Below are 26,170 nucleotides of genomic sequence, written 5' to 3'. Positions count from 1 at the left end.
TTTAACTATCTCTGCTCGATAAAAATGGAGATAAATAAAAACATGACAACAGCACGTAAGCAATTGGTTTCTATTGAATCAACACCTTATTACCACTGTGTTTCACGATGTGTAAGACGTAGCTTTTTATGTGGTATCGACCCCTATAGTCAAAAGAGTTATGAGCATCGTCGCTCCTGGGTAGAAGGTAAAATTAAATCTCTCGCTCAGCTTTATTGTATCGATGTTTGCGCCTATGCAATTATGAGTAATCACTATCATTTGGTTCTTCATATTAATAGAGACAAAGCTTTAACGTTATCATCTATTGAAGTTGCACATCGCTGGCTAGTAAATCATAAACCACCCGCTTTGATACAACGTTGGCTAACAAATCAAGCCATCAGCAATACAGAAAAAAAATCATGTTTAAAAATTATAGATTCTTGGCGTAATCGACTCTGGGATATAAGTTGGTTTATGAAAGAACTAAACTACGAAATTGCTGTGCGAGCTAACAAAGAAGATGACTGCAAAGGACACTTTTGGGAGTGCCGTTTTAAAAGCCAAGCCTTATTAGACGAAAAAGCGTTAGTTGCAGCCATGGCCTATGTCGACCTTAATCCACTGAGGGTGGGAGAAGCTGAAACGCCTGAAGAATCTGAATTCACTTCCATCAAAACCAGAATCGTCGAATTAAAGCGACAATACCAAGATACTCCGTTTTTATATCCGTTGCTCGGAAATCAAGTCAACAAAATATCTCACGGAATCCCTATAAAATTAATGGATTACCTTGATCTTATTGATTGGACAGCACGACAATATCGTCCTGGAAAGATAGTCTTAAGAACCATTTTACCTAATATTTTAGAACGTTTAGATGTAAACTCAGACACATGGAACAAAGCAATTAGTCAATTGGAACAATTACGTATAACTGCGATTGGTTGTCATCGACATGTCTCAAATGCAAAATATCATATGAAAAAGACAAGAATTCACCTTCTTCGGCTAGATTAAATATATCTTTCAGGGCGATCTGTATCATCATGCTTCTTATTAAGTGCAACTCTATTCACTATCGCTTTTGCTCACTTACTAGTTCCTAAATACACTCCTTTTACACAAAAAAATGACCTACTTTTCTACAATCACTTTTTACGATTAAGTAAAACCGTTGTGCACTGGCTTTGTTATGCGGGACTGTCCTTGTAAGCACTTTTTACGATTACGTAAAACCGTTGTGCACTGACTTTGTTATGCGGGACTGTCCTTGTAAGCATGGTCCTTGTAGACATTGTATACACTGTTGTGGTGTGTGTCCGCTAAAGAGAAGAGCTTACAGCCCTTCTCTGGCAGAAATATTAACCTTTCACGCCCAACTTATTTAGATACTCTTCGTAGCTACCATGGAAATCACTAACACCTTCTTTAGTAATTTCAATGATACGGGTAGCAATAGATGAAACAAACTGACGGTCATGAGAAACGAAAAATAATGTTCCTTTGTAGTTTTCTAGCGCAAGGTTAAGTGCCTCAATAGACTCCATATCCATGTGGTTTGTTGGTTCATCCATTAGCAAAATATTGGCTTTTTGCATGATAAGCTTACCAAACAACATGCGGCCTTGCTCACCACCAGAAATAACCTTAACCGATTTCTTGATGTCATTTTGCGAAAACAGCATACGTCCCAAGATGCCACGAACGACTTGCTCATCATCACCTTCTTTTTTCCACTGACTCATCCAATCTAACAAGGTAAGATCTTCGGCAAAGTCATGCGCATGATCCTGTGCATAATAACCAATGTTATGATTTTCAGACCACTTAATCATTCCGTCCATCGGTTCCATTGCACTGGCTAATGTATTAAGTAAAGTAGATTTACCAATACCATTTTCACCAATAATCGCAACGCGCTCCCCAACCTCTACCATTAAATCGATGCCATTAAACAAGATGTTATCGCCATAACCTTGCTTTAAACCGTCTACTTCTAATGCATTTCGGAACAATTCTTTCTCTTGCTCAAAACGAATGAAGGGGGATTGACGGCTAGACGGTTTTACTTCATCCAATTGAATTTTATCCAATTGCTTTTGACGAGATGTAGCTTGTTTTGCTTTAGATGCATTGGCTGAAAAACGGCTAACAAAGGTTTGTAGCTCTGCCATCTGCGCTTTTTTCTTGGCATTATCAGCTTGTAAACGTTCGCGAGCTTGCTCGGCTGCAATCATGTATTCATCATAGTTACCATGGAACATGCGCAGTTCACCGTAATCTAAGTCAGCCATGTGAGTACAAACTGTATTTAAGAAATGGCGATCATGCGAGATAATAATCATGGTGCAGTTACGGGCTAACAAAATCTCTTCAAGCCAAGCAATAGTGTGCATGTCCAAGTTGTTGGTTGGTTCATCAAGTAGCATGATCTCAGGTTCAGCGAACAAAACTTGCGCCAGCAAAACTCGAACTTTCAAACCAGGAGCCACTTCACTCATCAAACCAAAATGTTGTTCTTCTGAGATGCCCAAACCTAATAGCAGTTCGCCTGCTCGTGCTTCAGCTGAATAACCGTCCATTTCAGCAAATTCTGTTTCTAAGTCGCCTACTCTCATACCATCTTCGTCAGACATTTCAGGTAAAGAATAAATACGGTCACGCTCTTCTTTAATCGCCCATAATTCTTTGTGCCCCATAATGACAGTGTCAACAACCGTAAACTCTTCAAAGGCAAATTGATCCTGACCTAACTTCGCCATTCTTTCATTTGGATCACAAGAAACGGTACCAGCTGATGGTTCGAGCTCACCACCAAGAATCTTCATAAAAGTCGATTTTCCAGAACCATTGGCACCAATTAAACCATAGCGATTACCGTTACCAAATTTAATGGAGATATTTTCAAACAGAGGCTTATCGCCAAATTGCATGGTGATATTTGCAGTTGTTAGCACAGGACACCTAATTATTTTCTTAAGGACACAAAAAAGCTGGTGATTAACCAGCTTTCCAAATTTTAGCCAATTCTAACAGATTTTGTGAACTACATCACTAGTAAAAATCATCTTGAATCACTGGTCCGTCTGCTCTCTTTTATGTTTTGGAACATAATTCAAAACTGAAATTGGCACTTCTTTTTTGGGCACAAAACCGTCAATAACTCTTCTTTCAATAAGATGGCCAAGACGACTTTCAATCATGCATAAATTTTTGAAATTGTCCTTTGATACAAGGGAAACTGCTTCCCCTTGTGCGTCTGCGCGGCCTGTCCTTCCTATTCTATGAACATATTCATCCGCTGGATACGGTAAATCATAATTGATAACGCATGGTAATTCGTCAATGTCCAAGCCTCGAGCCGCCACTCCGGTAGCAACAAGATACTTAACTGAACCGTTTTTAAATTCTTCAAAAACGCGTGCTCGAGAAGCTTGATTACGCCCACTATGAAAAGCTTCTGCAGCAATGCCTCGTTTCTCTAATTGAGACACTAATTTTGCAGCCCCATGCTTGGTTTCAATGAATATCAGCACTTGTGGCCAACTATTTTCTGTCAAAAGTTGGCTAAGTAACGCCGATTTCTTATCTTTATCCACTGTTACTAACCACTGCTTAATATTACTTTTGGAAGCCGAGTGCTTAGCAATCGAAATTTCTACTGGGTCGTGAATTGCACTTCTTGCTAATTCGCGTACTGGATTTGACATAGTCGCCGAAAATAACAAGTTTTGAATGTCATTAGGTAAACGAGCGATAATTTTATTGATGTCTTCAATAAAACCCATATCCAACATTCTATCTGCTTCATCCAATACTAACGTTTCAGCTTCTTCAAAATAGATCGCATGTTGGCCATACAAATCGATCAATCGTCCCGGTGTTGCGACTACAATATCGACGCCATCAATTAACGCTTGTTTTTGTGGTTGGTAATCAACTCCACCGTACATTGCAAGGGATGTTAAACCAAGATGTTGACCATATTGAACGATACTTTTCTGTACTTGTATTGCTAGCTCTCTAGTCGGTACTAGAATCAACGCACGAAAACGTTTTTTCTTTTGTGTCGTCCCTTGGCTTAATCTATCTAAGATAGGCAAAACAAAGCTTGCGGTTTTACCTGTACCAGTCTGGGCGGCGGCAATTAAGCTTTTTCCCTCGAGGACTACTGGTATCGATTGTGTTTGAATCGTGGTTGGCGTTTTGTAACCGAGTTCGGCTACTGCTTTTAAAATAGGATCGCTTAATCCAAGCTTAGAAAATGACATCGTTCATCTCTAGTAAGTGAGTCAACTGCTAACACCGAATGAACAACTATGAGCTTATTCGGTGAATTATATTGTACAGATAATTATTTGCGCTACAGTCTAGCGTTTTTTACTGAAAAACACACCCGATTAACCCACTTACTCACTAGATAAAGACTCATTGGCGCTCAAATATTTAATCCAGTTTAAACTTTCTGAACTAGGGTTGGTTTTATGCAGATTCTTGGCAATGCTTAAAGCTTGTTGATTATTATCTAAACCAACAAAAGCCTGAATTTTAGCTAATTGTACTTGAGCCGTTGGTTTAGCGATGTTGTTTAAGCTGGCAATTGCTTGTTGATATTCTCGTTCTTTTATCAGAACCAAGGCATGTTGCCAGTAATATTTAGCGTCTAATTGTGCTGCTTTATACCAAGTGTCCTCTGCACGTGACCACTCTTTTGCTGCTTGCCAGTAAAGCGCTTGTTGCTCCAATTGAGAGACTCGTCCATCAAGATTATCGAGTCTTGCATAAACTTGTGCCGCCTTATAAGGTGCACCAGCTTCAGCGTACAATTGAGCTAAAATGACGAAATATTGTTCATTCAATTTGATTCCCGCACGTTCTGCTTGTTGAATGATCACCAACGCTTTGGCATTATTTTTTATGTGTAAATTAAGAGAGATTAATTGATACCACCACATACTATTTGTAGGTTGACGGTCTCGTAACGTTCTTACAGTTGCAATCGCAGCCTGCCATTTACTCTGTTCAATTTGTGCGGCCAATAGTAAATTTAAAGCACTAATAGCAATAGTTGACTGCGTCATTTTGAGATATTTTTGATGTTTTGTTATCGAACTCTCTACCTGTGGCCATTTTTTTTGTTGATACTGTGCTTGCGCCAAACGCAACCAGATTAACTGTAAATCGTTAGCTTCCTGATACTGAGTAAGTAAAGATTGATAACGTTGCTCTGCAGATTGGTATTGCTCATTACTGAGAAGAATATCAGCTAACATACGTACGGTGTCTCGTTGCTGTTCAGGGTCAAGTTGCTTTAAGTCGATTGCTGTAGTAAGTGAAACTATTGCTTGTTTAACCTGCTGAGTTTGCCAATACAAGCCACCTAACATTCTAGAGACATAAGCTTGATCGTAGCGCCGACTTGGCTGCCTAGCAGTTAATATATCAATGGCTTGTTGGAGTTGTTCTTCTAATTGTAATTCATAAGCACGTTGAACTTGGCGAACAGTAGATGAAGACAAATCTTGCGCCTGTGCAACTGACGTCAACAGTAGCAACAAAAACCATAACACCAATTTTCGGCTATACATAAAAACATTAGGTGTGACAGTATTAGAATCAATCATTGAATTTTAAACTCCAACTTAACTTGTTGACCAGTCCTTTGTTGCGCTTCTCCGTTTATAATCAATGGGGTATATGACCACTTTCGTAACGCTTTAAGTGCTTCTCTGTTAAATATATTTCGCGGTTGCGCGTCTTCTATTTTAATATTTGTTGGTTTACCTTGACGGTCAATATCAAACGAAAGCAATACAAACCCTTCTATTCTTCGCTGTAAGGCTTTTCTTGGGTAAACAGGTACAGATCGTTTAATCGGGGTCAGCTGCTTAATCTCACCTACATTAGATAACTCCGTGCCTTGAACAGGAGTCGACACATCACTTACCGGTGTTGGTACGCTAGTCGGTATACTGACTGCCAAATTCATCTCGGCCACAGACACATCCAACTTTATATCTGGAACAGGTTCAATAGCCGGTGTTTCGATACTGGTCTTTGGCTCAGGTTGAACTAAGGCTTTCTCTGGTGGTTGCATCGTTTCTTCTGGCGGCGATGGCAATGTTCGGCTTTTTCTTTCACTTGACTCTTCCACTTCGTGCATAAAAATATCAAACTGCAATGGCTCCGATTTAGGTTGTTGTGCAGTAGCATTTAAATCAACAATCCACACCATAATGCCAACAAGGCAATAACTTATCACCACGGCGAATGGAAAAGCGATGATAAAACGACGCATCTAATTATTCTCTGTTGCTAATGCAATATTGACAATACCCGCCCCTTTAGCGGCATCTAACACGGAAACAACTGTACCGTTAAATGCCAGTTCGTCGGCTTGCACAACTAATGAAGGACTGTTTGTTTCAGTCAATAACTGCTCTAACGTTGCTTGTACTCTTTCTTTATCCACTAGCCGTTTGTCAATATAAATGTCGTTGTTCTCGGTAATAGCAACAAAAATACTGGCCTCTTTTTTACTGACCGAATTAGTGGCTTGTGGCCTATTGACCTCAACACCAGATTCATTAACAAATGAACTAGTAACAATAAAAAATATCAACATGATAAATACAATATCTAACATAGAAGTCATGTCTATCTGTGCTTCATCTTGAGTTTTTCTTCGGTGCCCAAGTCTCATAAACGGCTCCTCATTAATTTTTCTAAATGTACTTCTTTTTTCTCTATTGCTGACAGTAATTGAGAGTAAAAAAACATGCCCGCAAGAGCGGCAACCATACCAGCCATAGTTGGTAACGTTGCCATTGAGATCCCTGCCGCCATTAATCGAGGTTGAGATGTTCCTTGTTCAGCAAGCACATCAAATACCGAGATCATACCAGTAACCGTACCGAGTAAACCAAGCATAGGAAAAAGGCTGATAATTAATCTAAGTAAATTTATATTTTGGAAAAGTTCCATATGTGCTTGATTTAACCATGAGTCTCGTTGTTTTTGAGCAAACCACGATTGATGATCTTGCCGAGAAGACCAAGTTTCGAGCCATAATTTTTGTCTACGTGGAAAACTAACCAGCACATACAAACCTCGTTCAATAGCAATTAACCAAAATAGTATGTTGAGCCCAGCTAACCACCAAAGAACGGGACCGCCCTGAGACATGAATAGCGCCATAGCATCATTACGCAAAAAGTCGATAAAATAGCTCACCCACTGTTCCACGTTACACCAACTCCAATTGTTGTTCTGCGCGCTCTGCAACCAAACCAATACCCTGTTTCTCTAATAATGACCTGACACTTTCGGCTTGAGAAGTCAGAACATTATGAATGAATAACAATGGCATAGCCGAGACTAAACCTAATACAGTTGTCACTAACGCAGTAGAAATACCGAAAGCCATCATACGAGGATCAGCATTGCCATACTGGGTAATAACTTGGAAAGTTTCTATCATACCGGTAACCGTGCCGAGTAAACCTAACATAGGTGCTAATGCTGCTAATAGTTTCAACATTGAAAGACCACGATCAAGCTTCAATTGTTCATCTAGTATTGTTTCATACAAACGCAATTCTAGCGCTTCAACATTTGGTGACTCGTCATATTTATACACACCCAGAATTCGACCCAATGCATTGTTGCCAATTGTTTGCTTATCTTTCAATTGCGCATTAATTTTGTAACGATTAATAAACAAAAAGCCACCTTGCACCAAACCAATCAGCAAACCAACCACTAATAGTCCAAGAATGACTTGACCAATCACACCACCTTGCTCAACTCTCTGCCAAATCGTTGGGGTTAGAGCTAATTGATCCAGTAACTGACCCGCAGTAGGGTCAACTGAAATAACATTAGGAGCAATAGATGCATTACTGAATGTGTCAGAGGTAGGCGCAAGTGGAGGTTGTACTAGATAAGGTCTAACACCGTGTCCTTCTGACCACATTAGATACCCTGTTTCATCAACTAAACCAAATGCTCCAATGCGTAAAACCGTTTTATTTTCTAATCGACCGTCATCTTTTACTGCATCGACATCAACTGAGCTAATAGTCGATCCGTTGTTAATATGGTCAACAAATGCAGACCAAAATGAATATAGCTGGTGTTTAGAGGGCAACGTTTTTGCTTGAATAATGGCGTCAACATCTGCCAACACTTTCGATTCATCGATACTTAGAACGCTATCTTGCAGGCTAACTTGCAGTGCTTTAGCCTCTTGCCGAACGACACCGAACAGTTCACCTAGGCTGCCCGACTCTAAGTGAAGTTGTTTCTCTTTATCTGCTAATAATTGCTCATTGTCACTAAAACGTACGGTAGATTCATCAATCGCGGCTTGTAAACTGTCCCTTTGAGCGGAGAGTTTGTCACGTAATTCCGTGAGTTGTTGTTGTTTAGTTATAAAACTCGTTTCTCTGGCTTTATTATCGATAAGTGATTGTTTTTTGGCTTCTTTAGTTACTTGTAATACACTATTTTCTGCTTGGCATGTCATAGTAAATAGAATAAATACCAACAAAGAACTCATAAATTTATTGAACATCATTTACCTCCTGTATAGACAGAGGCAAAGTTAGAATGCTCGGAGACACTCTCTTATTCGCCAATAAAAAAGCATCATCCAACTGACTAAACACAGGTTCTTCTAACGCTATCCATTGTTGTTTCTGATCGACCCACAACCAGTATTTTTGTTTATCTAAACTGCGCGCAATAAAAGAAACATGGCCAAGATAGAGTTGTTCAACTTCACGCATCACTCCCTCTATTTCGATATTGCTTACGTAACTATCCAACTTTTGCACATAATCAAGTTCGATTTGATATGCCTCTAGAATGCGTCGAAATTTTTCTGCATCACTAACATTGGCTTGTACCATCAGTTCAGACAAACTATTTAAACGAGCTTGTCTGACGTCGAATTGGATCGGCATACCTTGTTGTATTAGCTGACCTAAACCCGCTAACATCTCATACATTAGCGGCACAATACTTTGCCTTGTTTCGGTAATATCGGTTAACTGTCGATCGATACTACTCATCTCTTGATTCTGATTGTCTAGCAAATTATTTAAATGAGTTTGATAAGTTTCTAACCCTTTAATCTCGGCTTTGAGTGCATCAATTTCAAATTGAAGCTGAGCCGAATGTTCTGCTCTCTCATCGATCACTATTTGATTTTTTTGTGCATTTTTAACAATAGATTGTTCAATCTTTTCTGACGCAGCTAAAGAGCTCGCATTCGCCAAATGATGCGTCGTTAACACGCACAAGCTTGCAACAATGCAATATGAACGCATTTTATTTTTATATTTATACATAATAAAATTAACTTTCTTTTCGTCCTTTAGCGAGAAGGAACATAATCGCATTCCTTCAACTATGATCAACTAAACTGAAAATGTTTTAGGGTCTATATTCACTTAAGAAATATAAATTTCCTACCCTATTAAACTGCTCTATTGTTAAAGACTTACCTTATTAATAACGCATAGCCAGCTTACAACACATTGGATAATAATTCCCATAACAGTAATGAGAATTATTATCATACGTATGATAAGGTAAATCAACGAAAAAAGTTAACGATTAAGTGCAAAAACACAGAATCGCACTTTAATTTGATTAAGCCGCGTATTAATGTCCGCGGCAATCTACCTACACAATACAGAGAAATACTATTTATTATCGATTAGATTGGAACAGAGAGCGATAAAGCTAAATCACATGTTACAGGTGTAGGATTATTCGAAGTAAATTGAGCCAGTAACCACGTTGCGGCCAATAGGTCAGCGCTGCCTCCGGGACTTAAATTAAGCTCAACTAATTTATCTTCAAGTTGCGAAAGCAAAATATCAACATCATAGTGGCCATTAAGTAAGGCAGACAAAATAGCTCGTGATTCACTTTGAACCAATTCTATTGCCTGCAATCCACCTCTACTAACGAGATTCGTATCAACATTATTGGCCATTAGCGAAAACAAGGTGTGAGTCATGGCTTGTTGTTGGCTTTGTTGTTGCGACAAACTTTGCAGATAAACGGGTAACCCATACTCAAAAATAGTTGGGTATCCGAGTGAAGCCTCACCTCTAATACCGGTTAAACCGTATTTCTGAAATAGCTTCTCACCAGCGGTAACGGGAACGTTAGTCGTTTCTGTTAATTCATCGGCCACCAAATTCGCACAGCACTGTATTATTATTTTCCTTATTTCCTGAACATTATATGAACGATCATTACCAGCCAACCAACCTATCGAACCACAAATGACTCCCAGTGTGAATATCATTCCTTTATGAGTATTAACATTATTCGTTGCGGCAAACATAGCTTGCTCTGCTGCAATTCCGATAGGTCGTAGTTGAGCCAACAATTGATTTGCGCATAGATTGTGGCTAGCGTAACCACGCTGCACGAATTGATGCATGAAAGGCTTTAACGCATTTGAGCTGGCAACAAAAGTTGTAATATCCATATCGCTGTGCGCACCACTAGAATCGCAGTCCACTAATCCGGGTTTCGGTGTCAAATGCGCTTCTAACATCATAGCTTGATAGGCTAAATCGCCAGTCACTTGGCAAATGTCGAATACATTGCTTGGTTGCAATTTATTTTGCTGATGATTATTTCGTTTGTTAGTTACATAGCTGCCATCGCCATCTAACAGCGCTTCCATGGAATCATTTGTATTCATCAACAATCTCTAGCCAGTGCGTTAAACGGTTATCATGGCCGATTATATCAACTTAGTCTAGCTTGTGTTTATGCCAACTTAAATTGCGAAACATTGTGTTTTTGTTGTTCTGACTGCGCTTTTAATTGCTGGCTGGCTTGTTGATTTTGTAGCGCTTCGTTACTGGTGGCTTCACCTAGATCAACAATATTATGCATACTTGAATTAATTAACGCCGCGATACTCAAGCGATCTTCAGCAGTATTAGCTATTTGCTGGCTACTATCCAATATTTGTTGTAACACATCATCTATCTGCATCAATTGCTGTTCATTTTTTTCAGTCTGAGAGAAACAAGTGGACGCCATCTCCTCTCCTTGAGTTAAAATAGTGACGGTTTCATCAGAAGAAACTTGCAACATTTGAATCACTTCTCGTATTTTAACAGTAGAATCTTGAGTGCTACTCGCCAATGCCCCCACTTCATCAGCAACTACAGCGAAGCCTCGCCCTTGTTCACCGGCTCTTGCCGCTTCGATAGCAGCGTTCAAGGCTAGTAACTTAGTTTGTTCTGCAATGCCCTTAATCACGTCTAGAATTGAACCGATATCATCCGACTGCTGTTTTAATTGAATACCTTTTTCAACTGACTCTCTCATCGCTTTTTGCAACGAAATCACAATATCGTGGGTAATTTTAACATCTTCACGACCCGAACTAACCAAGCGCGACATTCCATCTATCTCATCTCGAGTATTATTAGCAAGAACTGACACTTCTTTGATGCCAGCTTCCATCTCTTCAACCGAATCGGCAACCGACTCAACTTGAGACTTTTGATCTCGAATTAATGCACGAGTCGTTTCACTAGATGATAAACCCGCATCGGCTCCACTCGCCAATTGCGTTGCATTGCTTACCACTTCACCAATAATTGAATTCAGCTGTATTGTTAATGCGTTAATTTGCTGAGCAATTTGGCCAAATTCATCTTGCGACTTTATCTCTATATTTTCAGAAAAATCACCACTAACTAGTTTATTCAAATGAGCCAATGTCTGTTTTAATGGGCCATTGATGCTTTTTATTACACTCCAAATAACGATTATGGAAATAATTACCGAGACACCCAATACCAATACCATTTGCAAAGACGCATTATTACTGCTGTTTTGCGCGGTAACTTTGGCATGATTAATTTTGCTACCAACTAGCGCACTGGCCTCTTCCAATAACACGAGTACATTATCGGTTCTTTCATTTATGGTAGCTAATTGCTGATTTTGTTTTTCTAACAACGTGATACTGGTAGACAAAGTAGCAAACAGGCCCTGCTTCTCAAAAGCTTGGTCAATCAAATCATAATATCCCACCAACGAAAAATTACTCTCTGGAATAATTGCGGTAATTTGCTCACGTTTGGATAGCATGGCTTGATGATGAATTTTAACTTCTGATAAATAACCTTCTTGCTGCTGTTGAGACTTAGCAAAAAATGCTTTCTCAAGCGACCGACCTAGCATGTTGCCTGCACTTTGTAATCCTTCTGCTAGCCACACTATGTCAGGACTGACAGACTCAATAAACATTTTGCTGTCATCGGTAAAGAACTCCCATTCATTAACAAAATCATCAACTTTTTCTTTTTGCAACGTATCCGCAGCAATCCACTGCTCTCGAATTTCAAATTGGTCGCTTACCGCTTGAAGTAATAAGTGCGACGCCGAATCTACCTCAGCTAGAACCTGTTCAACATCTTGGTAGCCAACAACATTGGCTTGTAGTGCCAGCGTTGTTTGTTGATAAGTATCGAGTAATTTTTGCGTTTTTTGATATAAATTCGTTCTAGCTTGCTCATCTAAAGAGGCGCTATGTAAACTCACCAAACGAGATATATTCAGGACCACCCCAGATAACTGGTTGGTTTTTTCTGCCATTGGTGCCAGTTGATCAACCGTTTCGTCTAAATGCGCTTCTAGCTGCCTAATATTTTTTTGCCCGATCAGTGCAGTCGTGACGATCAAGAGAAACAGAACAACAAAGCCAATAAGAATTCTTTTAATCACAGATAAATGCATAACCAATTAGACTCTCAATAAAATTAACAATATTCAAACTAATATTAGTCACTATATCGAATAGCACTCGGTTTAATATAATTTCTGTATCTCATTTAGTTAAGAAGTGTGAAGTCACTTGAATTAATCATACAAATAAGCACGACATAAGTTCTTTTGTTTGCTTCGTTACCAGTAAGTTGCACATTGGTAAATCAATCAATGAGTACTTAGTCCGATTTCATCCTTAATCTATAAAATTATCTTGTTACATCAACCATTAAAACTGTAATAATAGTGAATGTAACTTAACCCATTCACTAGGATCTTTGTCTATGCGCGCCTTTGTTTTACGAGCTCGATCTGCTCCGACTGACAGTCAACAACTTCTCGCTGCTGTTGGTAATGAAGCTCACACTGAAATTTTAGCTCATACTCTAATGAACGCTATATTCGTCGCACAATCTCACCGAGAAGATGTGGTCGTATATTTGGTATTGGAAAGTACTCAAGACTTCTCGCGTACCATTTGCTTTAGTGCGAACGACATTACTAATATTGGTGGTTTTCATGAGCAAGCTTTGCTAACAAAAATAGCTCAAGCACTAGATGTATCAAAAGGAATGGCTAAAGAACAGCAACGACAGGTTGATGAAGGGGTAACCGTTCGCACCATTAGTTTTGAGAGATTAGTTCAAGAACTCTCGCTCGACTATCAGCTGTTTATGATGGATAAAAAAGGTACGGCAATAAGAGAGCAAACTTTTCCAGAAAACAGCTGTTTCTTATTAACCGACCATATTCCAATGCCTAAAAAGAGCTTTAATAGCCTAAAACGGTTAGGTGCCCAAAAAATCAGTCTAGGCCCAAAAATGTTATTTGCTTCTCAATGCGTGGTATTGATCCACAATGAACTGGATCTACAACAATAAAAGCAATAAAGTTCAGCTTAACTTATTGTTATAAAAAGATTAGTGGCTATTTAATATATAGATGTTTAATACTCACTAACCAATCCACATAATCTGCTAGATAAAAAAAACTCACTTCAACATAAACTTACCATCGAATTTACGTTGAAGTGAGGTTCTAATTTTTAACTTTTAATTTCGGATTCTAGGTTCGGTACAGTACTTTAACCACATGCCAGCCAAACTTGGTTTTAACAATGAAAGGGTTGAGTACTTCATTTTTAAATACCGCTTTATCAAAGGGAGGCACCATTGAACCTTGACGAAATTCGCCTAAATCGCCGCCTTTTTTTCCTGATGGACAAGTAGAATGTTTTTTTGCTAACACATGAAATTTAGCGCCTTTGTTTATCTGGGCCAAAATGTCTTTCGCCATCGATTCATGTTTAACTAATATGTGCAACGCAGCTGCCGTTCTAGCCATAAGTGATTCCTTAAAAAATAGCGCTTAATTTTACTCAAATAAGGAAAAAAGTGAATGTTATTGTGTTTATAATTGCAGATTAACAAAAATAGTTACTGAGTCGCGTCCACTTATTCACTATGATAAGTGCCAGCATGGTAATACATTTGACCATTGGAATAAATCTAGCCACTGTCGTACGGTAGGAAAATACATGAAAAGCAAAGCCAATCAATCTCAAGGGATGTTATTGTTCAAACTCTCAGTACAACAACAGAGCTTTGCTATTGGAACATTAAAAGTACGTGAAATTGTTCCTTATTCGCCCACCACCAAAATTCCTTACTCTCATCATCATGTGATAGGAACCGTTACGATCCGCGACATTACTGTGCCTGTTATTGATATGGCAGCAGCAATAGGCTTCCGACCAATAGCCAAACAAGAGTACGATAACTGTTACTTAATCGTGACCGATTGTCTGCGAACTGTGGTCGCTTTTATGGTTCGAACTATTGAAAAAATTATCGATTGCGATTGGCACAACATCGAACCCTCACCAGAATCGACTGGCCCTAATGTTTTTGTTACCGGCATCACGCGTTTTGAAGATAAAATCGTGCAAATGCTCGACGTAGAATTATTGCTATCTAAAATTTATCCACAAGACGCTTCTGCTCGCATACCTATTTTGACTGACGTAGAACGCGAGCGTTTAAAGCCTTTAAATATATTACTAGTGGACGATTCTAGTGTTGCAAGGAAACAACTGTCCGATGCATTAGACAGTATCAATATTAGCTATTCTGTATGTAACAATGGAATTGATGCACTAGATCTAATGAAGAATTATGCAAGTGAAGGTAAACCTGTCGAATTATTAGTCAGCGATATAGAAATGCCGGGACTCGATGGCTATGAATTAGCCTTTGAAGTACAAAATGATCCATTACTCAATAAAGCTTACCGGATACTGCATACCTCGTTATCCAGTGAAATGAGCGCAGATAGAGCACATCAAGTTGGCGCGCATGAAGCATTAACTAAGTTTGATGCAACAGAACTAATACAAGCGATGTTGCGAGGCGCAGAACAAATTCAAGCTATAGAAAGCTGATTTTTCCTTTCTCACAAAATGATTGCAGTTGCATTAAAGCAACAAGCGAAGTAAAACCCTAAAAACATAGATTTACTATGTCCTTAGGGATAATAAGCTTCGTCAACAAATCTGCATCTTGCAGGATAACGGCTATAACTTAATCTGAATCTTATTCATCGAGATCGAGCAGTTTAGTACTGCCGCCGTGTGCTTTTTCGCGTTTTCGCTGTATAACGGCATAGAAACCAGGAATTAGAAATGTTCCTGCCAACAATACACAAAGTAAACCACCTACCAAAGATACCCCTAATGAATTTTGGCTAATATGGCCCGCTCCAGACGCAAAGATTAACGGTGTAATACCAAGAATAAATGACCACGACGTCATGTTGACCGCTCTAAAGCGCAACTTACCGCCATTGACCGCCGCTTGGTCAAGTTCCACTAACTTGTCTTCTCGCTGTTGTTTAGCAAACTCTACGATAAGTATTGCGTTCTTTGCTGCCAGAGCAATAAGTAAAACCAAGCCTATTTGGGCGTATAAATTTAGCGGAAGCCCTACTAAATTCAAACCAAGGAAAGATCCTAATGTGGCTACTGGCACGACCAAAATAATCGCAATTGGAATCGTCCAACTTTCATATTGCGCTACCATAAATAAATAGATAAAAATCAACGCTAAAGCAAAGGCATAAATTGCCTGATTGCCTGCTTTAACCTCTTGATAGGCCATTCCTGTCCACTCATATTGATAACCATAAGGTAAGACTTGCTGAGCCACTCTATCCATTGCAGCTATTGCATCACCACTCGAATAGCCATCGGCTGGTTGCCCTTGAATAATTGCCGCTCGATACATGTTATAACGCCAAGCCACATCCGGCTCAAACACTTGCTGGTAAGAAACAAGCGTACTAAGCGGGATCATATCGCCTTTAGCAGAACGAACATGGAATCGATTAAGATCATCCATACTACTTCTATAATCGCTATCAGCTTGCAGCGTTACCCGAAAATTTTTACCAAACATGGTAAAGTCGTTAACGTACAAAGAGCCCAAGTTACCTTGTAACGTTTGAAATATTTCACCTAGTGAAATACCAAGTTGTTTGGCTTTTTCCCTATCAATTTCGACATTAAAATGAGGGACATTAGCTCTGAAGGTACTAAATGTATGCTGAATTTCAGGCTGTTGGTTAGCTTCTTGTATAATTTGCCCCATGACCTGAGCGAGTTCAGTACGGCTGCGACCTAATGTATCTTCTAGAACAAACTCGAAGCCAGATGCAGCTCCCATTCCCGGAACAGCAGGAGGACCGAGCGCAAAAACGATAGCCTCTGGTAACTTTTCCGCTGAAGTCATGTTAATTCGATCGGCAATAGCAAACGAAGAATGGTCTCCAGACAACGATTTTCTCTCTTGCCATGTTTTAAGTTTTACAAATAAAGTCGCGCCATTAGAGGCTGCAGCTCCTGTTAATAATGCATAACCATTTGCAACTGTTACCGCTTCAATTCCTGGTTCTTGCTGTACAATTTCCATCAATTTTGCGGTGGTATCTTCAGTTCTAGACATTGATGCTGAGTCAGGTAACTGCACATTCACTAACAAAATACCTTTATCTTCTTGCGGAACAAAAGCGGTAGACGTGCTGGAAGTGAAATAGCTTAAAGCAGCTAAAGCAATGATAAAAGCACCGCCTAGTATTACAGTTTTCTTCACTAAAAATCCGGCTATTTTTCCATATCGAGTGGTAACTTTATCTAACCCTCTGTTAAAGGCTTTAAACCAACTAGAGGTATTATCACCTCCCTGCTTTAAGACCAAAGAACACACTGCTGGCGACAACGTTAGTGCATTAACAGAGGATATTACTACCGAAATACAAATAGTTAACGCAAACTGTCGATACATGATGCCAGTAATTCCTGGCAGCATCGCTACTGGTACAAATACAGCTAATAAGACTAATGTTGAAGTAATAATAGGCCCTGTTACTTCTTTCATAGCCAAGAGTGTCGCTTTTGCCGGAGTAAGCGACGGATCTTTCTTCATTAATGTATCAACATTTTCTATCACTAAAATCGCATCATCCACCACAATACCAATGGCGAGAATCAGACCAAATAAAGTGACAGTATTAATGGTAAAACCAGCGATTAGCATTACGGCAAATGTACCTATCAAAGATACGGGAATCGCGACCACCGGGATCAAAGTAGCACGAGCGCTACCTAAAAACATATAAGTCACAGCGATAACTAATAAAATCGCCTCGATTAAGGTTTTAACGACACCTTTAATCGACTCAGCAACAAATACGGTCGTGTCATAACTGGTTTCATACTCCATTCCTTTGGGGAAATTAACACTCATTTTGTCTAGCAGTTCAATAACTGCTTCGCCACTTTCTAATGCATTAGCATCGGATTGTAATGATAAAGTGATTATCGAAGCATCTTTCCCTCTAAACTTACCTTGACCATCATAAGATTTTTTACCAAGTTCTAACCTAGCCACATCTTTTAAGTAAATCGTTGAGCCGTCATTATTTGATCTCAATATAACCTGCTCAAATTCTTCAACCGTCTCAAGTCGACCTTTAGTAACAAGGTTAAATTGTACTTCTTGTGCATTATTGAAAGGAGGTGCACCAACTCGTCCTGCAGCTACTTGCACGTTTTGTTCGGCAAGCGCGGCGCTAACATCGGAGGTAGTTAGGTTAAGGTTAGCCATTTTGTCTGGGTCTAACCACACACGCATAGCAAACTCTCCGCCCCCAATCACGCCAACTTCACTAATACCTTTAACGCGTGCCAATTGGTCTTTTACATTTAAGTTTATGTAATTGATGAGGAATTGATCGTCATAGCGGCCATCAGGAGAATAAAAATTCAGCACCATTAAGATATCAGGTGACCGTTTTTTTACCGTAACACCGACCATGCGTACTTCTTGTGGCAACTTGGATTCAATTTGAGTCACTCTGTTTTGAACGTTAACTTGCGCCATATCTGGATCTGTCCCGACATCAAACGTTACATTCAAAGAATAAGAGCCATCATTGGCACTCTTGGAAGACATGTAGATCATATCTTCAACACCATTAACGGAAGACTCTATTGGATCAGCAACCGCTTGCTCCACTGTTTCAGCGCTTGCACCAGTATAAAACGCAGTGACACTCACTGAAGGTGGACTAATCTTTGGATATTCAGCCACAGGCAATTGAGTTAATGAGATGACACCTGCAAGCGTAAGTATAATAGAAATGACCAGAGCGAATTTTGGTCTTTGAATAAAAAATCGACTGAGCATGATTACATTTCCTCACCAGCTACGTTTATGGTTTTGCTATCTTGCTCAACTCGTACTTCGACACCATTTCTAATCCGCTGAAGCCCTTTGGTAATGACACGATCATCTGAATTGAGACCATCGACAATAATCGCTCCCGTCTCTGTCTGTTTACCTAGCTTCACGTTGCGACGTTCGGCTATATTGTCTTCCGTTAGCAGCATAACAAAGTCACCTTGCAAGTCACTTTGAACCGCCCTTCTTGGAATAGTATCTAACTCGACAGTCGTTTTTTCTTGAATATTAACCTTAACGTGCTGACCGGGTAGCAGTACTTCTTTCGGGTTTTTAAACTGCGCACGCATCGCGAGAGTTCCAGTAGTAGTGTTAATACGATTATCTATAAAGTCAATGTGGCCCATCTCACCATATGATTCTCCATTTTCAAAAATCAATTGCACTTCTACTTTGTCTGCCGCGCCTGTCCCGCTGCCATCTATCTCTTCCATACCCATCAATAAACGCTGTCTTTCACTGACAGTAAAACTGGCATGAATTGGGTCTAAACTAACAATGTTGGTCAACGTCCCAGTTGATGGTGAAACTAAGTCACCTATACTCACGTAGCTTTCGCTCACCCTGCCATCAAAAGGCGCACGAATGCTGGTATAGGAAAGATTGACCTCTGCCGCGTTAAGTTCTGCTTTTGCAGCTTGTAGTTGTGCTTCTGCACCTAACTTAGCACTGGTTAAGGCATCATATTCAGATTGAGATATATTGCCTTTGGGTAATAAGTTTTTTCCGCGTTCATAATCTAAAGTGGTTTTTTTTACGTTTGCCTGTGCCAATGCAACTGACGCATTTGCGCTCGCGACTTGTGCTTGATAAGACGATGGCTCAATTTCAAATAATAGCTGTCCTTGTTCAACCATTTGTCCTTCAACAAAATGTCGTGATCTAAGATAACCGGAAACCTGAGCGGTAATCGTGACATCTTCGACGGCATTAATTCTACCAACGTAATCTTGATTTCGATGATAAGAAATGACTTTTACATTTTCTGCCGAGACTAATGGAGCAAAAGATTGGGACTGTCCTGTAGGTTGCCCATCGCAACCCGACAGTATAGTTAAACTGGTTATTACCAGTAGAAATGCTTTATTACTCATAGAATAACCAACTATATAATTTTAAACTGCACATCGCAGGGGCGAACAATAAGTTACTCATGTAAACAAAATGTCCGAGCTATATCAGAAATTATAGCTATGTGTTTCAAAATATGTCTAAGTTGATCAATTAAGATTATTTAATTGCTTTCGGACGACACCTATCAGCGTTCTGTTACCGATGATTTACATCCAATCGTTATCTGTTTTTAATAAAAACAGATAACGCTGTTCAATCTAAGGTACACCATGACCTTTCGAAGCTACCCAAATTCTGTACCATTGCTCTCGGGTGAGTTTAATTTTGATTCCGTCAATTGCGGTTTGCACCCGCTCTATTTTACCCGAGCCAATAATTGGAATGGGTTTTGAAGGTAATTGGCAAACCCATGCATAAACAACTTGGTCAATGCTTTGAGCGCCAACTTCTATTTTAATCGCATTCAGCTCGTTTCGAACACGTTTATCTTGATCCGATTCTCCTGAGAAAAGTCGTCCACCTGCCAAACAAGACCAAGCCATTGGTCTAATACGTTTAAGCTGCAACAGATCAAGCGTTCCATCATCAACTACATCAAAATTAATAGGATTAATTTCTACTTGATTGGTGACCAATGGTACATCTAATCGAGACTGTAAAAGTTCAAATTGACGAGGAGAATGGTTAGACACACCAAAATTCTTCACTTTACCTGACTGCTTTAATGTATGAAATGCTTCTGCTACCTCATCGGCATCCATCAGTGCGTCTTGTCGATGGATCAGCAATACATCTATATTTTCAACATTGAGGCGCCGTAATGAGTTATCGACAGACTCAAGAATGTGGGTTTTGCTTGTATCGTAGTGATTAATTTTTCTCTCAGGTACGCTCGTACTACAAAGCTTGACATCACACTTAGTCACCAATTGAATACTATTACGTACCGACTTGTCCAATGCTAACGCTTCACCAAACAGCCTTTCACATTGATAATCGCCATAAATATCCGCATGGTCTACCGTGGTCACTCCTAATTCAATATGCTGTTTTAAAAATGTTAACCTTTGTTGTGGAGACATTTCCCATTCAGCGAGACGCCAATAGCCCTGAACTAACTCAGAAAACTCCGGCCCTTGTGGCGCAATACACACTTTAGCAACCATTAAGTTGCCTCCTTAAATTAATACAAAATATAAATAAAAATGCATTTGTTACTATGAGATCTCAAATCTTAACTGAAGCACTGCGCTATTGTCCAAAGCCCAATGGAGTAATCGTTAAGTAAATCATATTGTTGGCAATTCTATACCTCATCCGAACTGACAAACATGATCAATTAAATGCACATCAAAAAATAATGAGTCTACCGATAGTTAAACCATGGATATTCTATGTTATTAACAAAATAGAAATTTAGTGACGCAAGTCACGTTTTTATATAAATAAGAGTTAAAAACAAATAATTTAAAATTTAATTTGAACTATTTTTAAATTTGCATAACACTATTTAACCCATATATTACAATGACTTACAAATAATAAAAATAAAATAAATGCATTTATCTTCAGTTTTATTTCGTTTTACTAGCCTAGAAAATCACATCAGCGTTAAATCAATAACGAAAGTCAATATGTCATTGCATCAACATATTAATGCTAAATCTATTAGTTGATCTGAATAGGCATTAATGAAGTCGTTATTGCTGACATCACTATTTGACTTCCCTGAAATATAACTAAAACATGTAATTCATAGGATGAATAAAATGAAAAAGACACTGCTTGCTTTCGCTATCGCAACGATAACTACAGGTGCTAACGCAGCAAATATCTATAGTGACGACCAAAATTCACTCGACTTAAAAGGTGAAATCGATGCATATTTAAGCACTTCTGAGCTTAAAAACGCATCGATAGGTAACTACAAAAATGATCCAGATGTAGACGTTTGGGCAAAAATTCAAGTAGATGCTACTCACAAGTTAAATGACTCAGTAACGGTGTTTGGTTCATTTGAAATTGAAAACGGCGTTGGATTTGGATTTGATAGTAGCGAAGATAAAGATGTTACTACTGATGATGAATACATTGGTGCTACACTGGGTGAAAACTTCGGTTTTGCTGTTGGTGAAATTGGTGACTTCGGCGATTCTCTTGACGCAATCATTATCGATAACACTAACGAAGGTGTAGGTTATGTAGACGATGTTGCCGGTCGTTTTGAATCAAAAAGCCATGGTATATCTTTTAAATACGATACAGATAACCTAACACTGATTGCAGATACTTATCTATCAGCAGAGCAAAATCAAGACGCAGTTTACGGTTTATCCGCTTCTTATGATATTGCTGGTTTCAACATTGGTGCTTCTTACCAAGACCGCGGTAACCGCGGTACTTATGACACAACCAATACTGGTGATAACGACGTTTACGGTATCAAACTAGGATATAGCTTCAGCGACTTCTCTATTGCATCTCATTATGTTGTTGAGCAAGTAAACAGTGTGGACTATGAAGTAGTAGGTGTTGCTGCTGACTATACTATTGAAGACGTAAGACTTTATACTTCAGCATACGTAGCTGACGCTGACGGGTCTTCTGACGAAATTACTACCTATACATTAGGTGCAGATTACGCGTTCTCTGAAAACCTTTTAGGCTTCGTTGAATACTCTGCCGCTGATAACAACGACTATGAAGACAATGCTGAATACTCGCAGTCTGTAGCTGGTGTTTACTTCACTTTCTAATAGATTATTAGAAGGCATTGTAGTACCGAACGCTTACCTCCATGGTAAGCGTTTTTTATTAATCACGAAATATTCCCGCTAGATCATATTATTCTCCACAAGCACAGGTGCTAAACCTGTAAATACTTTATTATCATTATAAGTTTTATCGCGAAGCAATCCGATGCTCGATGTATTGCATATTTTTTTGATGTATCCACTAAGGAGATAGCCATGTTAACTAAACCGTTAGCCTTATTTGTTACCTTATTGCTTATAGCCTTTTCAAGCCTAGCGTCGACTCGAGCAGATATTGGATGGCAACAAATAGAGCAAGGTGCCATGCTTATTGATGTTAGGACTGCTGAAGAATTCAAGCAACAGCACATAAAAGGTGCTATAAATCAGCCACTCAATAACATAAATTTCGCGTTTAATGATATCGACAAAAATCAACCCATTGTTGTGTACTGTAGGAGCGGCAACCGTTCTGGGCAAGCAAAGAGGATTTTAACCTCTTTAGGCTTTAAAAATGTGCACAATGCAGGTGGGCTAAGCGAGTTATTACAAGCTAAGTAATGATATTTTGTGATTAACTAATTAGATTTTCTCTAAATCGTCTTACCGATTAACCTTGAAACGTTTATCTTATAAGGTTTAAATATGTTAGCGTTTAAGTGGTTTTACCAACGAATCCAAACCTTCGATTTTAAGCGCCAAACATAGCTGCATAAGCTCTCCTAATTCTCCTGATGGAAATTGGGATTTATTAGCAAACCATAGTAGGTATTCTTCAGGTAAATCTATCAATACTCGACCAGCATACTTACCAAACGGCATTTGAGTCCGTGCTAGTTTGATCAAGTTTTCTTTCTGTAACACGATATTACTCATCCACTTTAGGAAATTATAAAAAGAATTATAACTAAATTTCGATGTAACGTTTAGCAACTCGCTTGGTCAACTTTATTGTAAGTTCATACGGAATGGTCCCAACCGCATTTGCGACTAATTCAATCGGTAACTGGTTGCCCCAAAACTCAACCTCATCACCCACTATATCTTCGCTGTTTGCTCCCAAATCTACCGTGATCATATCCATAGATACTCGACCAACAATTGGCACTATTCGTCCATTAATCCAAACAGGCGTTCCCTCTGGAGCAAGACGTGGGTATCCATCACCATAACCTAAAGCAACAACACCAATGTTAGTATCATGCTTCGAAAACCAATTCTCTCCATAACCAACAGGTTGATTAGCTTTATGTTCTCGAACTGAAATTAACTTTGACTTCAATGTCATTACTGGCTGAAGATCTAATTCTTTTCCCGTTTTATTATCAACGGGTGATATGCCATAAAGTGCTATTCCAGCTCGTACCACATCAAAATGAGCGTGAGGCCAAAATAAAATTCCAGCTGAATTAGCAATCGACTTTAAACCTTTATAACCCGTAAGTAATGAAGAAAATGCACTAATCTGCGTGGGAGTAGAAGAGGAATCTAAATCATCAGCGCAACTAAAATGACTAATAAAATTCAGCTCACCCTCAAGGTTATTCGACGTCTGTAAAGATTGAATAAAGTGAGGTAATTGCTCAGGGGTCACGCCAACTCTATGCATTCCAGTATCAAGCTTCAACCATACTTTAATTGGTTGACTTAGTTCGAGAGATTGGAAATGTTCAAGCTGTTGTTGATGATGGATCACGGTTTGAAATTGATAGCGAGACGCATCGAGCAAATCCTCACAATTAAAACACCCTTCTAACAACAATATTTGGCTTTTAACGCCTAGATTACGTAATTCGATTGCTTCTTCTATCCTAGCAACCGCTAACATATCAACATCTGACAAGGTTAGCGCTACATGCTTAGCACTATGACCATAAGCGTCGCCTTTTACCACCGCAACTAATGGTTTATTGCGACACAAAGATTTGAGATGGCGATAATTGTATTGTAATGCAGATAAATTGATAATTGCTTCGGCAGTAAGCATAAAAAACTCCAATTTTAGACAAAAGCCTACGTCCTTCAGAGGCCAACTGATATTCCGAAGGAAGTAGTTTAGTTAGTTAAGTTCGGTTTTTACTGAAATAACTCTTTGTTAGTTTAAATACCACTGGGCTCAATACCGCAAGAGCAATCAAGTTTGGAATAGCCATCATTGCATTGAGTGTATCACCCAATAACCATACAAAATTCAATTCCATTAGCGCACCAATAGGTAAGGCAACAATAAAGATAATACGGAACGGTAAAACCGCTTTTGCGCCAAATAAGTATTCCGCACAACGTTCGCCATAAACAGACCAGCCAACGATAGTTGTGAAAGCAAATACAGCCAAACTAACCGCAACCAGATAACTACCGCCAGGAATAACCTGACCAAAAGCTGTTGACGTCAGTGCCGCACCAGACTCTCCACTCGTCCAAGCACCAGAGATGATAATAACTAAACCTGTAATGCTACATATAACTAATGTATCGAGAAATGTTCCTAACATCGCGATTAACCCTTGGCGAACGGGATCATCGGTTTGTGCACTTGCATGCGCAATAGGAGCAGAGCCCAAACCTGCCTCATTAGAGAAAACACCACGAGCAACACCAAAACGAATTGCCATCCAAACCGTCGCGCCTGCAAAACCACCTTCTGCAGAAGCTGGTGTAAAGGCATGTTCAATTACCAATGCAAAAGCAGGAATGATAGCACTGGTGTTCATAAGTAATATCGCAACACCGCACAAAATATACGCCACTGCCATGACCGGAACTAATGCGCCAGCAAATCGTCCAACACGCTTTAAGCCACCAAGTATTACTCCTCCAGCTAGAACCATTATAATGAAGCCAACAACAAGTGGCGAAAAGGAAAAATTAGATTCTAAAACTTGAGCAATCGAGTTTGACTGTACCGCATTACCGATACCAAAACATGCAACCGCACCGAAAATAGCAAATAACGTACCCAACCAAGACCATTTTTGCCCCATACCGTTAGTGATGTAATACATAGGGCCACCAACATAGGTTCCTTTGTCGTCTTTCTCTCTATATTTTACTGCTAATACTGCTTCAGCATATTTGGTTGCCATACCCAAAAGTGCTGTGATCCACATCCAAAATAATGCACCTGGACCGCCAATAAATACTGCTGTTGCTACACCAGCAATATTACCTGTACCTACTGTGGCGGACATCGCAGTCATTAATGCTTGAAAAGGCGGTATTTCACCTTCACCGTTTGACGCTCGACCATTCCACATTAACTTAAATGCTCTTCCTATATTAAGAATAGGCATAAACTTCAAGCCAACGGTCAAGTAAATACCGACACCTAAAATAAGTACCAACATAGGTACCCCCCAAACGATACCGTTGACCTGACCTATCAGTTCGGAAATAAATTCCATCTTGTGTTCTCCCGTTATGACACTTTTTAAAATTGTTCCTTTCAGTCACAAAGCAATTTGCAGACCAAGCATAAGAAATGATTAAACTCATTTTTCCTTAGAAAGGGTTAGCCGTCGCAGTGAACCAACAATAAACTCAGCCTGCAAGTCAAATTGCAACCAATAGGTATTTATTTGTTAGTTAATAAAACCATTTAAAGCTCGAATAACAGAATTAATATCTATTAATATTTTATTAACAAATAACAAAATAGTTAAAAAATCAAATTAGATATTTAATTTAACATACAGATTTAATCACTATTTAGCTTGCTAAAAACCTATCATTGGATCAATATGGTGC

22 protein-coding genes are annotated in these 26,170 nt (G+C 39.2%); 5 read left to right on the top strand and 17 right to left on the bottom strand.

The genetic code is table 11. The annotated features are described in order from the left end of the window. Positions 1-42: 42 nt before the first annotated feature. A complete protein-coding gene (locus tag R3X26_RS05185) occupies positions 43-1,002 on the top strand; it encodes a transposase (RefSeq protein ID WP_317716145.1) in 960 nt (319 codons plus the stop codon). Positions 1,003-1,346: 344 nt separating this feature from the next. On the opposite strand, the gene R3X26_RS05180 is transcribed toward R3X26_RS05185, so the two are convergent. From R3X26_RS05180 to R3X26_RS05135, 10 genes are all read right to left on the bottom strand, one after another. Next, positions 1,347-2,942, bottom strand: a complete 1,596-nt coding sequence (locus tag R3X26_RS05180; protein ID WP_317716144.1) for an ABC-F family ATPase — start codon at positions 2,940-2,942, stop codon at positions 1,347-1,349. Positions 2,943-3,059: 117 nt separating this feature from the next. Beyond that, a complete protein-coding gene (locus R3X26_RS05175) occupies positions 3,060-4,256 on the bottom strand; it encodes a DEAD/DEAH box helicase (protein ID WP_317716143.1) in 1,197 nt (398 codons plus the stop codon). Positions 4,257-4,394: 138 nt separating this feature from the next. After that, entirely contained in the window at positions 4,395-5,609 is a 1,215-nt protein-coding gene (locus R3X26_RS05170) for a tetratricopeptide repeat protein (protein WP_317716142.1), read from the bottom strand. Continuing rightward, complete coding sequence (locus tag R3X26_RS05165; RefSeq protein ID WP_317716141.1) at positions 5,606-6,283, bottom strand: energy transducer TonB; 678 nt, start codon at positions 6,281-6,283, stop codon at positions 5,606-5,608. The genes R3X26_RS05170 and R3X26_RS05165 overlap by 4 nt, the downstream gene beginning before the upstream one ends. Continuing rightward, complete coding sequence (locus R3X26_RS05160; RefSeq protein ID WP_317716140.1) at positions 6,284-6,688, bottom strand: biopolymer transporter ExbD; 405 nt, start codon at positions 6,686-6,688, stop codon at positions 6,284-6,286. Further along, positions 6,685-7,182 carry a MotA/TolQ/ExbB proton channel family protein gene (locus R3X26_RS05155; RefSeq protein WP_317716210.1) on the bottom strand — a complete coding sequence of 166 codons (498 nt, stop codon included), beginning with the start codon at positions 7,180-7,182 and terminating at the stop codon, positions 6,685-6,687. The genes R3X26_RS05160 and R3X26_RS05155 overlap by 4 nt, the downstream gene beginning before the upstream one ends. A gap of 49 nt (positions 7,183-7,231) precedes the next feature. Further along, the gene (locus R3X26_RS05150; protein WP_317716139.1) at positions 7,232-8,563 is read right to left on the bottom strand and encodes a MotA/TolQ/ExbB proton channel family protein; all 1,332 of its coding nucleotides are present in this window, start codon (positions 8,561-8,563) and stop codon (positions 7,232-7,234) included. Next, the gene (locus tag R3X26_RS05145; protein ID WP_317716138.1) at positions 8,550-9,338 is read right to left on the bottom strand and encodes a DUF3450 domain-containing protein; all 789 of its coding nucleotides are present in this window, start codon (positions 9,336-9,338) and stop codon (positions 8,550-8,552) included. The genes R3X26_RS05150 and R3X26_RS05145 overlap by 14 nt, the downstream gene beginning before the upstream one ends. Positions 9,339-9,709: 371 nt before the next feature. Beyond that, positions 9,710-10,696 carry a triphosphoribosyl-dephospho-CoA synthase CitG gene (gene citG / locus R3X26_RS05140; RefSeq protein WP_411572396.1) on the bottom strand — a complete coding sequence of 329 codons (987 nt, stop codon included), beginning with the start codon at positions 10,694-10,696 and terminating at the stop codon, positions 9,710-9,712. 86 nt (positions 10,697-10,782) lie between these two features. After that, a complete protein-coding gene (locus tag R3X26_RS05135; protein WP_317716136.1) occupies positions 10,783-12,771 on the bottom strand; it encodes a methyl-accepting chemotaxis protein in 1,989 nt (662 codons plus the stop codon). A 314-nt stretch (positions 12,772-13,085) separates the two neighbouring features. Between R3X26_RS05135 and trmY the strand changes: the two genes are divergently transcribed. Then, entirely contained in the window at positions 13,086-13,682 is a 597-nt protein-coding gene (gene trmY, locus R3X26_RS05130) for a tRNA (pseudouridine(54)-N(1))-methyltransferase TrmY (RefSeq protein ID WP_317716135.1), read from the top strand. A gap of 184 nt (positions 13,683-13,866) precedes the next feature. On the opposite strand, the gene ppiC is transcribed toward trmY, so the two are convergent. After that, positions 13,867-14,145 (bottom strand): peptidylprolyl isomerase PpiC, encoded by a 279-nt coding sequence (gene ppiC / locus R3X26_RS05125; RefSeq protein WP_317716134.1) that lies wholly within the window; start codon positions 14,143-14,145, stop codon positions 13,867-13,869. A gap of 193 nt (positions 14,146-14,338) precedes the next feature. Between ppiC and R3X26_RS05120 the strand changes: the two genes are divergently transcribed. After that, complete coding sequence (locus tag R3X26_RS05120) at positions 14,339-15,241, top strand: chemotaxis protein (RefSeq protein WP_317716133.1); 903 nt, start codon at positions 14,339-14,341, stop codon at positions 15,239-15,241. 151 nt (positions 15,242-15,392) lie between these two features. Here R3X26_RS05120 and R3X26_RS05115 read toward each other — a convergent pair whose 3' ends face one another. From R3X26_RS05115 to R3X26_RS05105, 3 genes are all read right to left on the bottom strand, one after another. Next, complete coding sequence (locus tag R3X26_RS05115) at positions 15,393-18,542, bottom strand: multidrug efflux RND transporter permease subunit (RefSeq protein WP_317716132.1); 3,150 nt, start codon at positions 18,540-18,542, stop codon at positions 15,393-15,395. A gap of 2 nt (positions 18,543-18,544) precedes the next feature. Next, positions 18,545-19,690: an efflux RND transporter periplasmic adaptor subunit gene (locus tag R3X26_RS05110; RefSeq protein WP_317716131.1), complete on the bottom strand. Its 1,146-nt coding sequence runs from the start codon at positions 19,688-19,690 to the stop codon at positions 18,545-18,547. 237 nt (positions 19,691-19,927) lie between these two features. After that, the gene (locus tag R3X26_RS05105; protein ID WP_317716130.1) at positions 19,928-20,836 is read right to left on the bottom strand and encodes an aldo/keto reductase family oxidoreductase; all 909 of its coding nucleotides are present in this window, start codon (positions 20,834-20,836) and stop codon (positions 19,928-19,930) included. A gap of 603 nt (positions 20,837-21,439) precedes the next feature. Here R3X26_RS05105 and R3X26_RS05100 point away from each other — a divergent pair. Then, positions 21,440-22,426, top strand: a complete 987-nt coding sequence (locus tag R3X26_RS05100; RefSeq protein ID WP_317716129.1) for a porin — start codon at positions 21,440-21,442, stop codon at positions 22,424-22,426. 213 nt (positions 22,427-22,639) lie between these two features. Next, on the top strand, positions 22,640-22,984 hold the full coding sequence (locus R3X26_RS05095; RefSeq protein WP_317716128.1) for a rhodanese-like domain-containing protein: 345 nt from the start codon (positions 22,640-22,642) through the stop codon (positions 22,982-22,984). A gap of 87 nt (positions 22,985-23,071) precedes the next feature. Here R3X26_RS05095 and R3X26_RS05090 read toward each other — a convergent pair whose 3' ends face one another. The 3 genes from R3X26_RS05090 to R3X26_RS05080 all read right to left on the bottom strand — a co-directional run bounded on the left by R3X26_RS05090 (position 23,072) and on the right by R3X26_RS05080 (position 25,827). Beyond that, positions 23,072-23,287: a DUF3820 family protein gene (locus R3X26_RS05090; protein WP_317716127.1), complete on the bottom strand. Its 216-nt coding sequence runs from the start codon at positions 23,285-23,287 to the stop codon at positions 23,072-23,074. Positions 23,288-23,330: 43 nt separating this feature from the next. Further along, on the bottom strand, positions 23,331-24,410 hold the full coding sequence (gene alr / locus R3X26_RS05085) for an alanine racemase (RefSeq protein ID WP_317716126.1): 1,080 nt from the start codon (positions 24,408-24,410) through the stop codon (positions 23,331-23,333). A 76-nt stretch (positions 24,411-24,486) separates the two neighbouring features. Continuing rightward, positions 24,487-25,827 (bottom strand): sodium:alanine symporter family protein, encoded by a 1,341-nt coding sequence (locus R3X26_RS05080; RefSeq protein ID WP_317716125.1) that lies wholly within the window; start codon positions 25,825-25,827, stop codon positions 24,487-24,489. Positions 25,828-26,170 lie beyond the last annotated feature (343 nt).

The organism is Vibrio sp. TH_r3 (genome assembly GCF_033101115.1).
Classification (GTDB): domain Bacteria; phylum Pseudomonadota; class Gammaproteobacteria; order Enterobacterales; family Vibrionaceae; genus Vibrio.
This window is presented reverse-complemented; position numbering and strand designations above follow the sequence as displayed.

Excerpts from the sequence above, each read along its gene's own strand:
- R3X26_RS05185 (WP_317716145.1), top strand. The coding sequence starts at position 43 with ATGACAACAGCACGTAAGCAATTGGTTTCTATTGAATCAACACCTTAT.
- R3X26_RS05175 (WP_317716143.1), bottom strand. The coding sequence starts at position 4,256 with ATGTCATTTTCTAAGCTTGGATTAAGCGATCCTATTTTAAAAGCAGTA.
- R3X26_RS05170 (WP_317716142.1), bottom strand. The coding sequence starts at position 5,609 with ATGATTGATTCTAATACTGTCACACCTAATGTTTTTATGTATAGCCGA.
- R3X26_RS05165 (WP_317716141.1), bottom strand. The coding sequence starts at position 6,283 with ATGCGTCGTTTTATCATCGCTTTTCCATTCGCCGTGGTGATAAGTTAT.
- R3X26_RS05160 (WP_317716140.1), bottom strand. The coding sequence starts at position 6,688 with ATGAGACTTGGGCACCGAAGAAAAACTCAAGATGAAGCACAGATAGAC.
- R3X26_RS05155 (WP_317716210.1), bottom strand. The coding sequence starts at position 7,182 with ATGGCGCTATTCATGTCTCAGGGCGGTCCCGTTCTTTGGTGGTTAGCT.
- R3X26_RS05150 (WP_317716139.1), bottom strand. The coding sequence starts at position 8,563 with ATGATGTTCAATAAATTTATGAGTTCTTTGTTGGTATTTATTCTATTT.
- R3X26_RS05145 (WP_317716138.1), bottom strand. The coding sequence starts at position 9,338 with ATGTATAAATATAAAAATAAAATGCGTTCATATTGCATTGTTGCAAGC.
- citG (WP_411572396.1), bottom strand. The coding sequence starts at position 10,696 with ATGGAAGCGCTGTTAGATGGCGATGGCAGCTATGTAACTAACAAACGA.
- R3X26_RS05135 (WP_317716136.1), bottom strand. The coding sequence starts at position 12,771 with ATGCATTTATCTGTGATTAAAAGAATTCTTATTGGCTTTGTTGTTCTG.
- trmY (WP_317716135.1), top strand. The coding sequence starts at position 13,086 with ATGCGCGCCTTTGTTTTACGAGCTCGATCTGCTCCGACTGACAGTCAA.
- ppiC (WP_317716134.1), bottom strand. The coding sequence starts at position 14,145 with ATGGCTAGAACGGCAGCTGCGTTGCACATATTAGTTAAACATGAATCG.
- R3X26_RS05120 (WP_317716133.1), top strand. The coding sequence starts at position 14,339 with ATGAAAAGCAAAGCCAATCAATCTCAAGGGATGTTATTGTTCAAACTC.
- R3X26_RS05115 (WP_317716132.1), bottom strand. The coding sequence starts at position 18,542 with ATGCTCAGTCGATTTTTTATTCAAAGACCAAAATTCGCTCTGGTCATT.
- R3X26_RS05110 (WP_317716131.1), bottom strand. The coding sequence starts at position 19,690 with ATGAGTAATAAAGCATTTCTACTGGTAATAACCAGTTTAACTATACTG.
- R3X26_RS05105 (WP_317716130.1), bottom strand. The coding sequence starts at position 20,836 with ATGGTTGCTAAAGTGTGTATTGCGCCACAAGGGCCGGAGTTTTCTGAG.
- R3X26_RS05100 (WP_317716129.1), top strand. The coding sequence starts at position 21,440 with ATGAAAAAGACACTGCTTGCTTTCGCTATCGCAACGATAACTACAGGT.
- R3X26_RS05095 (WP_317716128.1), top strand. The coding sequence starts at position 22,640 with ATGTTAACTAAACCGTTAGCCTTATTTGTTACCTTATTGCTTATAGCC.
- alr (WP_317716126.1), bottom strand. The coding sequence starts at position 24,410 with ATGCTTACTGCCGAAGCAATTATCAATTTATCTGCATTACAATACAAT.
- R3X26_RS05080 (WP_317716125.1), bottom strand. The coding sequence starts at position 25,827 with ATGGAATTTATTTCCGAACTGATAGGTCAGGTCAACGGTATCGTTTGG.